Raw genomic sequence first — 13,674 nt, forward strand, 5'->3', positions numbered from 1 at the left:
ATGGAAGCCCGGTCGTAAAGCCGGGCTTTTCTTTTTGCGGCAGAGAAGAGAAAGTGCCACAATAGTGGCTGTTTATACAGTGTTTCAGGTTTTCCGATGGCTTTAACCGCTGCGCTCAAGGCGCAAATTGGCGCATGGTATAAGGCGCTACAACAGCAGATCCCCGACTTTATCCCCCGAGCGCCGCAGCGGCAGATGATTGCCGACGTGGCAAAAACGCTCGCCGGGGACGACGGGCGACATCTGGCGATTGAAGCCCCGACCGGCGTCGGGAAAACCCTGTCGTATCTCATTCCCGGCATCGCGATCGCGCGGGAGGAGGAAAAAACGCTGGTGGTCAGCACCGCCAACGTGGCCTTGCAGGACCAGATCTTTAGTAAAGATTTACCGCTGCTGCGCAAAATCATCCCCGACCTGCGGTTTACGGCCGCCTTCGGCCGCGGTCGCTACGTCTGCCCGCGTAACCTGGCAGGGCTTGCCAGCAGCGAGGCGTCGCAACAGGATTTGTTGGCGTTCCTCGACGACGATCTCACGCCAAACAACAAAGCCGAGCAGGAGCTCTGCGCAACGCTGAAAGGCGATCTTGATGGCTATAAGTGGGACGGCCTGCGCGATCACACCGATAAAGCCATCAGCGACGATCTGTGGCGCAGGCTCAGCACCGACAAAGCCAGCTGTCTGAACCGCAACTGTCACTACTACCGCGAATGCCCGTTCTTCGTCGCGCGGCGCGAAATTCAGGAAGCCGAAGTGGTGGTGGCTAACCACGCCCTGGTGATGGCGGCGCTGGAGAGCGAAGCGGTGCTGCCGGAGCCGAAAAACCTGCTGCTGGTGCTCGACGAAGGACACCATCTGCCCGACGTGGCGCGCGACGCGCTGGAGATGAGCGCGGAAATTACCGCCCCCTGGTTCCGCCTGCAGCTGGATCTCTTCTGCAAGCTTGTCGCCACCTGCATGGAGCAGTTCCGCCCGAAAACCACGCCGCCGCTGGCGGTACCGGAGCGTCTGAGCGACCACTGTGAAGAGGTTTATAGCCTTATCTCGTCTCTGAACAACATCCTGAATCTTTATCTTCCGGCAACCCTGGAGGCCGAACATCGCTTTGCCATGGGCGAACTGCCGGACGAGGTGATGGACATCTGCCAGCAGCTGGCGAAGCACCTCGAAAAGCTGCGCGGGCTGGCGGAGATGTTCCTGAACGATCTCAGCGAGAAAACCGGCACCCATGACGTTGTTCGCCTGCACCGTATCCTTCTGCAAATGAACCGTGCGCTGGGGATGTTCGAAGCGCAGAGCAAGCTCTGGCGGCTGGCCTCGATGGCGCAGGCGTCGGGCGCGCCGGTAACCAAATGGGCCACCCGTGAAGTGCGGGACGGCCAGGTGCATCTCTTTTTCCACTGCGTGGGCATCCGCGTGGCCGATCAGCTGGAAAAGCTCATCTGGCGCAGCGTGCCGCACGTGGTGGTCACCTCCGCCACGCTGCGCTCCCTGAACAGTTTTTCTCGTTTGCAGGAAATGAGCGGGCTTAAAGAGAAAGCGGGCGATCGTTTTGTCGCGCTGGACTCGCCGTTTAACCACTGCGAGCAGGGGAAGCTGGTGATCCCGCGCATGAATTACGAGCCGCTCATCGACAACGAAGAGCAGCACATTGCGGAAATGGCGGCCTACTTCCGCGAACAGGTTGAGAGCAGGAAATACCCCGGCATGCTGGTGCTGTTTGCCAGCGGACGCGCGATGCAGCGCTTCCTCGAACACGTCACCGATCTGCGTTTATTGCTGCTGGTGCAGGGCGATCAGCCGCGCTACCGGCTGGTGGAAACGCACCGCAAACGCATTGATAACGGCGAGCGCAGCGTGCTGGTGGGATTACAGTCCTTCGCGGAAGGTCTGGATTTGAAGGGCGATTACCTGACGCAGGTGCATATCCATAAAATCGCCTTCCCGCCTATCGATAGCCCGGTGGTGATTACCGAAGGGGAGTGGCTGAAAAGCCTCAACCGCTATCCGTTTGAGGTGCAGAGTTTACCTGCGGCATCGTTTAACCTCATTCAGCAGGTCGGGCGTCTGATCCGTAGCCACGGCTGCTGGGGGGAGGTGGTGATTTATGATAAACGCCTGCTCACCAAAAATTACGGCCAACGGCTACTGAACGCGCTGCCGATCTTCCCGATCGAACAGCCAGAGGTGCCCGAGGTAAAAAAACGCCCGGCAAAACCAGCCGCCGGGCGCAAGAAAAGCATCCGTGCTAAGGGGCGCGGTCCTACTGGTAAATGAAGGTCACCTGCACCACGCTGCTGAACGTTCCTGCCGTGACCGGCAATGAGGTGGCGTAATAGCGGGCGGCCAGCGGGAAATCCGCCGTGTGATTGTTCTGGTTGATCAGCACGCTGAAGCTGGCGTCCGGGGCAAGCGAGATCTGATCCTGCGGGTCGGCAAGCTCCAGCGCCAGTCCTTTCGCGGTTCCGGTGCTGGCGAATTTAGTCGGATGAAGGCTGTCTGGCTGACCGTGAAAGGTGGCCGTGGCCAGCACGGAAGTGGTTGGGCATTTCGACAGGGTTAAGTCGAATGATTTCCATTGTCCGGTATCGCCCACATCCTTAAAATCGCCGGTATTCGCTGTGCCCAGATTGACCGTCAGGTTCTGGCTGGCGCTGTCCACCTGGCAGGCGTTGGCATAAATGTTTCCGCGAACATCGAGTTGAATTTCTTCCGCCAGGCTCTGGCTGGCCACTCCAAGCAGTAAAAGGGTTAATAACGTTTTCATTTGTAGGCTACCGTAATGGTTGCGACGGCATTCGCCGTTCCGGGCGTCACCTCCGAACTGGTTTGTTCGTAAGAGACGCTGAAGGGATATTGCGACTGGACATTGGCATAGGCGGTAAAGGTATTCATATATTGCCCGAAAACAGGTATCTGGCCGTTAAAGAGCATTTTCACCCCCACGCCGGTGGCGACGCCGCTTTCCGGCGTTAATTTGATCACGCCGGGAAAATTCGTTTCATAGCCATTGGCGCTGGTGATCATCATTTCCGGCTGTACATCCCGATCGCAGAGCATGCCGATATTGAATACCGACTGGGAGACCAGGGTTCCCGGACCGGTAAAACGGCTCACCGGAAAATCACCCAGCGTGACGGTCAGGGATTTAGGTGACACCGAACAGGTCACTGCTTTTACCTGAACATTGCCTGAGTAAGAGAGGGTATTAGGGTCACCCAGGGCCTCAACGCGTTCCACTGCAAGGTTGAATTGCGTATTGCTCATTGTCAGTGCGCCCGAAGCCACGGTTTCGCTGGTTTTTACCAGTTCCAGCATCACGTCAAAGCTAAAGGGGATGGTAGAGTCGCTGTTTATCGTACCGGAGACCTGACCTACGGGCATATTCGCCGAACAAATCTGGTCCGCTGCGCCGGTCACGCGCTGTCCTTTATCATTTCTTAGCGAGATGCCGATACCAGCAACGCCTGTTTCATAGACGCCAGGGAGCCCGGGGATCTCTTTGCCGAAGCCGTTGTAGCACGCGATGATTGGCTGACCCGCATCCGGCGCGTAGTAACAGTTTCCCGATATGTGCACGGTGCGTTCAGTTCCCGGAATGGTCGAACCTACGGGCAGGCTGGTGGAGACTGAAATCGACGTTAATGATAGTAGCGCGGGCAGGCTCGGCGATTGGCAAGAAGCTTTCGCGTGCGGCATAAAGAGTGCCGCCGTCGCCAGAACTAAAAGTAAGAAAAATGATTTTGCTATCTGCATCATGATCGGTCCGGTGTTAATCAGTGACACTGCGCCGCAGCGTTAATAATGTTGGTGTTATCCTTCTCTTGCATCAGGGCGTAATCGGCGACGCAATGCTCGCTCCCCTCCTTGCCCCAGGAAACGAAAAGGCGTCCGTGCTGCGGCAGTCCGGTGAGATACACCACGCCGTCGTTACCGACGATAAATTCACTGCTCTTATCTTCCGTGGTAACCGTTGCGCCAAAGGGCAGCGGTTTGTCTTTCCAGGCCAGCGTCATTAAGACGCGGTTGCCCACGCGTGTATCGAAGCTGGCACGAACTATCGCGCCGCGTGTTGGTGTAACCGTCTGCGAGGCGTGCGTCACGTCGGCATCTTCTGGCAGTGTCTCCGTGTCCAGCGAAATTGGGGTGTGACGCCACGGAGTGACAAACGGCACCAGCGTATAGCCGCGATAGTCCGTTTCCACGCCCGTCTGGTTGGCAACGTGTGTGCCATGCGTGCCCGGCGCTTTAATCAGCACCACGGTTTCTCCCAGGGTCTGACCGAAGGTGATGCCCTCAGAGTGGGCGACAATGCCGCCCTGGATCCCGGCGTTCACGGTGTGCTGATGGCTGTCCTGGCTTACGCCGCCGTGCACTTCACCGTAGGTGCCTTTGTAATCCGCATTCATACTGGTGGCGGTGTTGTTATTGGCGCTGTCCAGCCCCTGCTGCACGTTCCAGCTCAGCTTGTCTCCCTCCAGCGCGGTACCATTCAGCCCCAGGTTGTGGGTGGTGCCGTCTTTACTGTTGTTCAGGCTGTAGTTTGCCCAGGTGTTAGGCAGCCAGCGGTCGAGTGGAACCGACACGTTGAGGCCGATTTGTCGGTCATAGCTGATGGATTTACCGTCCTCGTCCGTGTCGTTGCTGTTTTTATTGACGCTGTAGCTCAGGCTATAGCTCACGCCGTGCCAGCTGTTGTTGTAGTTAACGCTCAGGGAGGTCATATCCTGACTCTGGCTCCAGTAACGCTCTTTCACCAGGCTTAGCGTCACCGAACCCCACTTGTCGCCAAGGGGCTGGTCGATGGTGGCCTCCGCCCGCGAGCGGCGCTGCTGTGGAGCGGACCAGTCGTTTGCACTGGTCCAGGACTCCATGGTGTCCTGCAGGGTATAAAAGCCTTTGCTGTTGTAGCGATAACCCGCCAGCGAAAAGTTAGTGCCGGTCGCGGTAAAATTTTTGCTGTAGCGCAGACGAAGGGATTGCCCTTTGCTGGTTTTGCGCTTTTTCAGTAACGCTTTGGCGCGGGTAACGTCTACGGAGAACGCTCCGAGATCGCCAAAGTTTTTCCCTGCACCGAGCGCGGCGGAGTGGTAATGCGAACTCTGTTGCGTACCGCCGTAAACGGTGACGCCGTGTGACAGGCCATAGATGGCGCTGCCCTGGGTGAAAGGGGTCTTCTCAACCTCTTTATCGTATGAACGGTAGCGCCCCGCAGCGACGCTGTACTTCAGGTGTTTTTCCCGCTGCAGCACCGGCACGGAGGCAAACGGCACCACGAAATGACTCTCGCTACCGTCGGTCTCTTTTACCGTGACGTTCAGATCGCCGCTGCTGCCGGTGGGGTAGAGATCGTTAATCTTAAACGCGCCTGGGGCGACGGTGTTTTGGTAGATAACGTAGCCATTCTGGCGAACCACCACCTGGGCGTTACTGTGCGCCGTACCGCGTACCACCGGGGCATACCCGCGCTCGCTGTCCGGCAGCATGTCGCTTTCGGTAGCCAGCTGTGCGCCAGTGTAAGAGACACTGTCGAAAACGTCGGCCTGGGTGCTGCTCTGTCCCACGGTCAGCTCGCTCTTCAGCCCCACGATATCGCGCTGGGCATAGGTGTAGACCGTGTTCAGCTTGCCGTCGTCCTGACCGCCATCCGAATTGTGGTTCCAGGTACTGTAATTACGCACGCGCCAGGCACCAATGTTAAAACCGGGACGCAGGTTAATAAACTGGCTGCTGTTGTCCGCTTCTCCTTGTTGGCGAGCGCGGCTTTGGCTAGCGTTAACGCTATAGTTCAGGATGCCCGCGGTGATCCCTTCGTCATACTCTTTCGGGTCGATGTAGCCGCGAGGCACCTGGCCCAGAGCCGACTGGGGAATACTCAGCAGTAGTTGCTGGTTTTTGATGCGGAAAGTTGCCGAGGCCGAAGGAATGGCGCTGAGGTCCGCGCATTCCCCTTTTGCCGCCAGCTTTGGATAATCTTTGGTTTTGATGCCCAGACGCGTTAATTCATCCAGACTCAGGCAAGGCTGCAGGGAATCTTCTCCCTGAGCATCTTTTTGTAATGTAAAAAGGACGTCACGGGTGTCGATTTTATTGTTATTGACGAACACCGAGACCTGATATTTACCAGGCGCCTGACCGGGACCTTTTTCATAAACAGAGAGATCGGTCTTTGCCTGCTCTGGATTATCAATATCCAGAAGGACAGGGTTAAAATAATCATCAGCATGGGCCTGCAGCGCGCAGCATGTCACCGCTATTCCACAAAAAGTGGGCAGCATTTCACGTAGTCGACGTAATAGCGGCTTATTTGTGCTGTACATGATTATTCAGGCGTCAACAGAGTATTAACGAACGGATGCAGACCAGGTTTTACTGATGCTTCCGTAATCGGTAATGACCGACCAGCTTACGGTGTTACCGCTCATATTTTCCGGAAGAGCAAAGCGGGTAGAGGTATTTGGTACAGCCCAGGTCGCTTTTGCCACTTTTTGGCCGTTCAGCGTAACGCTCTGGAAATTCATATAGAAAGGCGTGGGATTGTTTACCACCAGATCATTGCCTTCGCGGTGCCATTCCAGTTTGTCTGCAACTGCTTCGGGTTTACCTTTAATCGATGCAGGGCGATACAGCAATTTAAGACGAGTATTAATGGCTATTTGTAATGTGTTAACACCCTCTTCATGGCTTGAAGAAGGAATAGCTTTAATATTTAACCAGTACAACGACTCGCGGTCTTCTGGCATATTTCCGCCGGTACGCACCACACGCAACACGTTATCTTCTTTAGCGTTCAGACGGAACAGCGGTGGAGTAATCAGAAATGGCGCTTTACCGCCTTTTTTCAAACCGGTATCCACCCAGGACTGTACCAGATAGTTAATCTCATCCGGATTGGAAATCCCAATCGAAGACTCTTTTTTCCCTCCCTGATAAACCAGTCGGGTGCCATTAATAATCACACCTGCATGGGCTGTTACTGCGGTCAGTAAAAGTGCGCTTAATAAATAACTGTGTCGCATAAATCTGTCTCAATGAAAGAGGAAATATTAGCCTTCGCGTGAAGGCGAATATCTCCTCATTGATCGTATCAGTTATAAATCACTGTAAAAGTAGAGGCTGAGTTAGCCTGGCCGGCAGTGATCGATGCCTGAGTCTGAATATAACGTGCGCCAAACTCCAGATTATTTACCGTCGTTCCAGCAGCTAAAGGGTACTGCTTGGAAGGCGTATATAAACTGACAGGCTGTTCGGAAGAATCAACCAGCTGAATCGCCACGCCAGCTGCAGTCGTCGCACCCGGGGTCAAGGACAGCGTGGTGTTATTGTCCGCATCTGGCGTACCACCGAAATTAATGGCTGCAGACGTGACCGTTTCCGGGCAGTCTTTTAACTGAATATCAAATTTCGTTAAGGTACTGGTAGAGCCTACACCTGTAAATGTTGTTTTGGATACTTTGCCCAGAGTAACATTCAGCGGACTGCTTAAGCCGTTAACGACCTGACAGGCGGAATCGATAATTTCACCGGTGAAGTTAATTTGCCCTTCACCGGTGGATGCTGCGAACGAAGATGCAGAACATCCCAGAGCGGCAGCAATGAATAAACCTAAAGTGACTTTTTTCATATTTAAACCTGTATGTTTCTCCTTTCGACATCTGCATCCCGCATTATTCGAAGTTATGTCTCAACTACTCACCGCTGGTTATTTAATCAGAAAACTCGGGTCGGGAAAGGTCCTGCGCGGCTTCCAAATAATTCAATTAATTCTTGCAAAATAATTTTTCTCAACAAAACAATTAATTATAAAAATCAGCAGGGCGGCCAAAAAAACTAACGGCGGAGTCATTATCAGGGCTATATTGTTGATAACCTGCTGTAAGGAGAAATGTCGTGGATTATCGTAAAATTATCAAAGAGGTAGGGCGTGGCAAGCATCATGCCCGCGACCTGGACCATGAAACTGCTCGCGCGCTTTACACCCGTATGCTTAACGGCGAGGTTCCGGAGCTTGAGTTGGGCGGTATCCTTATTGCGCTGCGTATTAAAGGCGAAGGTGAAGCGGAGATGCATGGCTTCTATGAAGCCATGCAGGCACAAACGCTGCGCTTAACGCCGCCGGTGGCAAAACCTATGCCGATCGTGATCCCGAGCTACAACGGTGCGCGCAAGCAGGCAAATTTAACTCCGCTGCTCGCTATCTTATTACACAAGCTGGGATTCCCGGTGGTGGTGCACGGCGTAAGCGAAGATCCCACCCGCGTGCTGACGGAGACCATTTTCGGGATGTTGGGGATTGAACCAACGCGTCATGCCGGTCAGGCGCAGGCTAAGCTGGATGGCCACCAGCCTGTTTATATCCCGGTCGGCACGCTCTGCCCGCCGCTGGAGAAGCAGCTTGATATGCGCTGGCGCATGGGCGTGCGCAACAGCGCGCATACGCTGGCAAAACTGGCCACGCCGTTTGGCGAAGATGCCGCCCTGCGTCTCTCCAGCGTCTCGCACCCGGAATACGTGGCACGCGTGGGGCAATTCTTTGAGGCAATTGGCGCAAGGGCGCTGTTGATGCACGGCACGGAAGGCGAGGTTTATGCGAACCCGCATCGCTGCCCGCAGATCATGCTGATTGATTCTTCAGGTACGCGCGCCATTCTTGAGCGTGGGGAAGAGAATACCGGTGTGATATTGCCTGAGGCAAAAGATCCCCATACTACAGCCCACTGGATTGAGCAGTGCCTTGCCGGAAATGTTCCTGTTCCGCATTCGATTAAGCTGCAAATGGCCTGCTGTTTGCTGGCAACCGGCGAAGTGGAATCTGTCCAGGCCGGGCTTGAACGTGTGGCGCAGGCGTTTTAGACAAAAAAAAGCCCGTCCAGTGGCGGACGGGCAAGCAAGGGTAACAACAACAGGGTCAATGAGGGTGGAGCAGCTCACCAGAGGGTATGGCGAGGGGACAGCATTCATTCAGTCGATTACTTGTAGATAACCGCGGTACCGCTCAGCTTGTTATTACCGTTAGCGGAAGTAATGGTGTATCCACTTGCACCAGCAGCAGCGGCTTTTTCAGCCAGTTTGGCTTCCAGGCCGTCCAGCGTGGTGGCGCCATCAGCACTGACCACACCGACTTTATTCATGTTCTGTGCCTGAGCAGAAGAGACAGGCTCGACAGCAAAAGCGCCGAAAGACAGAGCGGACAGGGCAACAGCAACTACAGCATATTTGATGGTTTTCATAATTAATCTCTCGCAGGTGTTTCTGTTAAGGGGACGATGTTCCGTCGATGTGATAAGTATCACGGTTTTTCTCGAGAGATAAAATCGAAGAGAATTGACGTGGTTGCTCAAAAAAATTGAATGACAAATAACTTATTGAATATTAATAAATTCAAAGCACCGCTTTACACTTCTTGTGGATACGCTTTACAGACGCGAAATAAAGGGCACATTTTGCTACGCGGTTCGCTAAAAATCGTGAGCGTAAAGCTAAGGGCCGGCGCGGTTAACTTAGGTAAAGGAAAGTCAACGTAGCTGGCTGTCTTTTGAACCTCTGCGATTATATTCCGAGTGCGATGAGTTTTTCGAATCTTTATGCTGCTGGCAGGTAATGCAAAGCCTTACTCCGGGAATGGCTTTTCGGCGCGCTTCCGGAATGGGGTCTCCGCATTCTTCACATTCAGTTAGGCTTTCGCCGCGCGGAATTTCACCGCGGGCACGCGCAACCGCATCTTCAATAGTACTGTTGATCTGTTCGTTAACAGCGTCGTCATTTGCCCAGCCGGAAGCCATAGCGCCCTCCTGAAATCGGTTTAAGGTATACGTTCACTATGGGGTTGAAAAATGAACAATCAAGGCGAAGGGAGAAGAGAACTGCACCCGTTAGGCAGATGCAGTCTTATGGAAGAGAAAGATTATTTATAGATGGTCGCGGTGCCGTACATATGGTTGTCTCCGCCAGCGGAGTTCACCACGAATCCTTTTGCACCCTCCTGGCGGGCTTTTTCAGCAAGTTTAGCCTGTAGATCGTCAAGGTTACTGGCGCGGCTAACCGAAACGGTGCCCGCAGGACGAAGCTGGCTGGTGTCGGTACTCTGGGTCAGCGACTGAACGGCCATGGCAGAAAATGACGCGGTCGTCAGGGCGGCTGCGATAACAGCAAGGGTCAGGTACTTTTTCATAATCACATCCTCATGAGGAAACAACAGGTGATTCCCCTTAAGTTTAGAAGCCTGACGAGTGTGACTTAGCGCAAATATTTGATGATGATCTGCTTATTTTTTGAACGATATAAGTTGACAATTCGCTGACGGATCATAGACATAAAGGTGCTTGATTTATGGCGAGTTTCTAAGCGCCGCAGAGAAAGATTTACCGTTGAGCCAGCACAGGGTATCTTACGCCGCTGTTTAAAGGAGAATGCCATGACTGCCCAAAAGCCGGGATTACACCCGCGAAATCGCCACCGCAGCCGCTACGACATGAACGCGTTATGCCTGAGCTGCCCGCCGCTGCAGGACTACCTTGTTCAGACCCCAGCGGGTGAGCCCTCGGTCAACTTTGCTGACCCGCAGGCGGTGAAAATGCTGAACAAAGCCCTGCTGGCGCATTTTTACGGTGTGGCTCAATGGGATATTCCGGAAGGCTTTCTCTGTCCACCCGTACCGGGCCGGGCTGATTACATTCACCACCTTGCTGACCTTCTTGCCGAAGGTAATGAGGGTGTTGTTCCACAGCAGGCCACCATTCTGGATATTGGCACCGGGGCAAACCTGATTTACCCGCTGATTGGCGCGCATGAATACCAGTGGCGCTTTACCGGAAGTGAAATCGGTGACGAGGCCTTTGCCAGCGCCCAGGCGATTATCAACGCTAACCCGGGATTAAGCCGCGCCATTCGCCTGCGTCGACAGAAAGATACGGCTTCGATCTTCAACGGCATTATTCACAAAAACGAAAGCTATGACGCCACGATGTGCAATCCACCTTTCCATGATTCGGCGGCATCGGCCCGTGCGGGCAGCGAGCGCAAGCGCCGCAACCTGGGTCAGGCTGAGGATGCCGCGCTGAATTTCGGTGGTCAGCAGCAGGAGCTCTGGTGTGAAGGGGGCGAAGTGGCGTTTATCCTGCGCATGATTGCGGAAAGCAAACAGTTTGGGCGTCAGGTGAAGTGGTTCACGACGCTGGTATCCCGCGGAGATAACCTGCCGCCACTTTACCGCGCCCTGACCGAGGCGGGCGCCGTAAAAGTGGTGAAAAAAGAGATGGCGCAGGGCCAGAAGCAAAGCCGCTTTATCGCCTGGTCGTTTATGGACAATAACAAACGTCGCAAATAGCACTCCGTCGTAGGCCGGGTAAGGCGAAGCCGCCACCCGGCAACCAGGCTACAGGGTCGGCTCCTGCGGAGGGAGCGGCGATGCGGGCGGCGGCAGTACCTGATACGTCTGCACGGGCATCCGCACGTTCGCCAGATCGAAGTGTTTTTTCACCATGCTGTCGAGGGCAAAGCGCACCGTCCACTGCTTCAGCGGCTGGGTGGTGAACGACACGCGCAGGGTAAACGCCGTATTCGTCAGCCCGACAATGCCGGCAAATGACGGCTCGCCAATCACCAGTCCGCGAATATCCTCCATCTGCATCAGCTCTTCTACCGCATCGCGCAGCGCCTGCTTCGCTTTATCGGCATCCTCATGACGATCCACATCGTAGTTCGCCACCACGGAACCAATGCCGCGCACAAAGTTGGCGAAGGTGGTTATCGAGGACCAGGGAATGATGTGGTACGCCCCGGTGTCCTGGCGCACGCCAACTGAACGGATGGACATCCTCTCAACGGTGCCGGTTAACGGCCCGATGGTTACCAGATCGCCCGTGTTCATCCCGTTCTCAAACTGGATAAAGATGCCGGTAATAATATCCTTCACCAGCGTTTGCGACCCGAAGGAGATCGCCAGGCCCAGGGCACCGGCACCGGCCAGCAGCGGGGCGATATTCACCCCGATTTCCGACAGCACGATCATGATGGTGATGGTACTGATAATGACCGCCAGCGCGTTACGGAACAACGTTAACAGCGTTCTTGCCCGCGCGCTGGGCAGAGGCCTGCCGTGAATATCCGATACCAGACGGTTCTCGATAAGGCTCGCCAGCAGCGTCCAGCCGACGGCAGAGAAGAACAAAATCAACGCGATGCGAATCAGGATGTCGACCGTTTTCTCACCCGCACCGTTGTGCAGCCAGTTCCAAAAATCAAACAGGCTCCAGGCATTCAGGAGCAGCATGATCGCCACGCAGACGGTGAGGATGCGCGCCACCTTCAGCGATACCGACATCCAGCCGTTTACCCGTTTTTGCAGTTCCGGGTAATTACGCTGTACCTGCGGCGACAGGGTGATGGTTTTCGAAATCCAGCGCGACAGCAGCCCCGACACAAACGCCGCGATCCCGATAATGGCCAGGCTTTTGAACGTCGCCCCCATCATAAATTTCAGGCTATTGCCTGGGTCGAACAGCGAGAAGAAGCACAATACGATGAAGTAGGCGCTTGCCAGCCAGTGCCACACCAGGGCGAAAGCGCGGATAAAGAGGCTAAAGAACGAAAGGGAGCGATCGGCCAGATTCAGCAGGCTTTGGGTAATGGTTTTTTTATTGTGGAAGATAAGATACAGCGACCAGACGGTAATGCAGATCATGATAATGACGTTTGCCAGCGCGCCAAACTGGACGTTTACCTGGTTGGAGATGATCGGCACGGCAACCAGCAGACCGTAGCCAATCAGCCCGCTGAGCACGCTCAGACGCAGCGCCCAGTACCTGGCGCTCGCATCGCGAATTGAGAAGGGACGTAGCTCCGGTACGTGCGGACAAAAGAGTAACCGCAGCAGCGCCTTGAAGAACTCGATCAGGGCAAAGGCATTCAGGAAAAGCGACTGCTGAAAGGCGATGGTTTTATTGCCCGCGTTCAGCCTGTCGGCGAGCATCTGGCCTAAAAACAGCGTCAAGGCCAGCAGCAGTAAATCGATGATAAACGCTGAGGCTATCATCAACGGCAGGTGCAGCCAGCTGCTTTTATGCTGATTCTTCCTTCGTCCCCATTGTCCCATTTTGCGGTACAGCGGCCACGCGCACAGGCGCACCAGCCAGTAAAAAAGAAATACCGCACCGGCCAGCATCAGGAACTGCGTGGCCGCGGCGGTAAACGTGTGTGGGTTAAACGGCTTATGCGGCGATCCAATCAGGTTGCGGTAGAGCTGAGCAAAGCGCGAGGAGAGGGCTTCCCCATAGTGGCGGCTTACGTCGGTGACATTTTCCAGCACCGTTTTTTGCTCCTCCACCTGGGGTGGGGTGATAGCAGGCACCGGCTCCTGCGGTGGCGTGGCGGCCACTTTCCTCAGCTGGCTGATGAGTTCCTGCCGGGAAGTGTCGTTCTCAAGGACGTCGGCAAGGGCGCTGTAGGCGGCTTTTTTCTGTTCGACATCCGGTTCCGGCGGGGGAGTATTTTGCTGGCTGGCGGTTGTTCCGGTGGTCACGCCGGGGATCGCGACGGCGAACGATGGCGCACTAAACAGGCTAATCAACAGCAACAGGATCCACGGCACGGCGTCCTCCGGTGAAAATGTCGAACAAAATGATAAGTATAGAAGTCGGGACGCGGAGGGGGATTTTTGGGAACAATCTGGCGTAAAAA

At 54.8% G+C, this 13,674-nt stretch carries 12 protein-coding genes; 3 read left to right on the forward strand and 9 right to left on the reverse strand.

Annotated elements, in window-relative coordinates; all coding sequences use genetic code 11:
• Positions 1-96: 96 nt before the first annotated feature.
• Positions 97-2,274 (forward strand): ATP-dependent DNA helicase DinG, encoded by a 2,178-nt coding sequence (gene dinG, locus LRM19_RS02595; protein WP_271367224.1) that lies wholly within the window; start codon positions 97-99, stop codon positions 2,272-2,274.
• On the opposite strand, the gene LRM19_RS02600 is transcribed toward dinG, so the two are convergent.
• From LRM19_RS02600 to LRM19_RS02620, 5 genes are all read right to left on the reverse strand, one after another.
• Positions 2,261-2,764: a fimbrial protein gene (locus LRM19_RS02600; protein ID WP_271367226.1), complete on the reverse strand. Its 504-nt coding sequence runs from the start codon at positions 2,762-2,764 to the stop codon at positions 2,261-2,263. The two genes, dinG and LRM19_RS02600, sit on opposite strands and share 14 nt — an antisense overlap.
• Positions 2,761-3,753 carry a fimbrial protein gene (locus LRM19_RS02605; RefSeq protein ID WP_271367682.1) on the reverse strand — a complete coding sequence of 331 codons (993 nt, stop codon included), beginning with the start codon at positions 3,751-3,753 and terminating at the stop codon, positions 2,761-2,763. Before LRM19_RS02605 ends, LRM19_RS02600 begins: the two co-directional genes overlap by 4 nt.
• 20 nt (positions 3,754-3,773) lie before the next feature.
• Positions 3,774-6,317 (reverse strand): fimbria/pilus outer membrane usher protein, encoded by a 2,544-nt coding sequence (locus tag LRM19_RS02610; RefSeq protein ID WP_442876241.1) that lies wholly within the window; start codon positions 6,315-6,317, stop codon positions 3,774-3,776.
• A 24-nt stretch (positions 6,318-6,341) separates the two neighbouring features.
• Positions 6,342-7,016, reverse strand: coding sequence for a fimbrial biogenesis chaperone (locus LRM19_RS02615; RefSeq protein WP_271367228.1), 675 nt, complete (start codon positions 7,014-7,016; stop codon positions 6,342-6,344).
• Positions 7,017-7,084: 68 nt separating this feature from the next.
• Positions 7,085-7,621 (reverse strand): fimbrial protein, encoded by a 537-nt coding sequence (locus tag LRM19_RS02620; RefSeq protein ID WP_136195378.1) that lies wholly within the window; start codon positions 7,619-7,621, stop codon positions 7,085-7,087.
• A gap of 266 nt (positions 7,622-7,887) precedes the next feature.
• Here LRM19_RS02620 and ybiB point away from each other — a divergent pair, with 266 nt between their 5' ends.
• Positions 7,888-8,850: a DNA-binding protein YbiB gene (ybiB, locus tag LRM19_RS02625; RefSeq protein WP_271367231.1), complete on the forward strand. Its 963-nt coding sequence runs from the start codon at positions 7,888-7,890 to the stop codon at positions 8,848-8,850.
• Between the two features lie 116 nt (positions 8,851-8,966).
• Here ybiB and ybiJ read toward each other — a convergent pair whose 3' ends face one another.
• From ybiJ to mcbA, 3 genes are all read right to left on the reverse strand, one after another.
• Positions 8,967-9,227, reverse strand: coding sequence for a DUF1471 family protein YbiJ (gene ybiJ, locus LRM19_RS02630; protein ID WP_271367233.1), 261 nt, complete (start codon positions 9,225-9,227; stop codon positions 8,967-8,969).
• A 285-nt stretch (positions 9,228-9,512) separates the two neighbouring features.
• Positions 9,513-9,779 (reverse strand): DksA/TraR family C4-type zinc finger protein, encoded by a 267-nt coding sequence (locus LRM19_RS02635; protein ID WP_271367234.1) that lies wholly within the window; start codon positions 9,777-9,779, stop codon positions 9,513-9,515.
• 122 nt (positions 9,780-9,901) lie between these two features.
• Positions 9,902-10,168 (reverse strand): DUF1471 family periplasmic protein McbA, encoded by a 267-nt coding sequence (gene mcbA, locus LRM19_RS02640; protein WP_111963837.1) that lies wholly within the window; start codon positions 10,166-10,168, stop codon positions 9,902-9,904.
• Between the two features lie 243 nt (positions 10,169-10,411).
• Here mcbA and rlmF point away from each other — a divergent pair, with 243 nt between their 5' ends.
• Entirely contained in the window at positions 10,412-11,323 is a 912-nt protein-coding gene (gene rlmF, locus LRM19_RS02645) for a 23S rRNA (adenine(1618)-N(6))-methyltransferase RlmF (protein WP_164850618.1), read from the forward strand.
• A gap of 48 nt (positions 11,324-11,371) precedes the next feature.
• Here the strand turns inward: rlmF and ybiO are convergent, their stop codons facing one another.
• Positions 11,372-13,585, reverse strand: a complete 2,214-nt coding sequence (gene ybiO, locus LRM19_RS02650; RefSeq protein ID WP_115874559.1) for a mechanosensitive channel protein — start codon at positions 13,583-13,585, stop codon at positions 11,372-11,374.
• Positions 13,586-13,674 lie beyond the last annotated feature (89 nt).

The sequence above is a fragment of the Enterobacter sp. PI-10 genome, assembly GCF_027947695.1.
GTDB classification, from domain to species: Bacteria; Pseudomonadota; Gammaproteobacteria; order Enterobacterales; family Enterobacteriaceae; genus Enterobacter; species Enterobacter vonholyi.

What these genes read in the sequence shown, in the direction of transcription:
- LRM19_RS02605 (WP_271367682.1), bottom strand. Translation starts at nt 3,753, where the DNA reads ATGCAGATAGCAAAATCATTTTTCTTACTTTTAGTTCTGGCGACGGCG.
- ybiJ (WP_271367233.1), bottom strand. Translation starts at nt 9,227, where the DNA reads ATGAAAACCATCAAATATGCTGTAGTTGCTGTTGCCCTGTCCGCTCTG.
- LRM19_RS02615 (WP_271367228.1), bottom strand. Translation starts at nt 7,016, where the DNA reads ATGCGACACAGTTATTTATTAAGCGCACTTTTACTGACCGCAGTAACA.
- dinG (WP_271367224.1), top strand. Translation starts at nt 97, where the DNA reads ATGGCTTTAACCGCTGCGCTCAAGGCGCAAATTGGCGCATGGTATAAG.
- mcbA (WP_111963837.1), bottom strand. Translation starts at nt 10,168, where the DNA reads ATGAAAAAGTACCTGACCCTTGCTGTTATCGCAGCCGCCCTGACGACC.
- LRM19_RS02620 (WP_136195378.1), bottom strand. Translation starts at nt 7,621, where the DNA reads ATGAAAAAAGTCACTTTAGGTTTATTCATTGCTGCCGCTCTGGGATGT.
- LRM19_RS02600 (WP_271367226.1), bottom strand. Translation starts at nt 2,764, where the DNA reads ATGAAAACGTTATTAACCCTTTTACTGCTTGGAGTGGCCAGCCAGAGC.
- LRM19_RS02635 (WP_271367234.1), bottom strand. Translation starts at nt 9,779, where the DNA reads ATGGCTTCCGGCTGGGCAAATGACGACGCTGTTAACGAACAGATCAAC.
- rlmF (WP_164850618.1), top strand. Translation starts at nt 10,412, where the DNA reads ATGACTGCCCAAAAGCCGGGATTACACCCGCGAAATCGCCACCGCAGC.
- LRM19_RS02610 (WP_442876241.1), bottom strand. Translation starts at nt 6,317, where the DNA reads ATGTACAGCACAAATAAGCCGCTATTACGTCGACTACGTGAAATGCTG.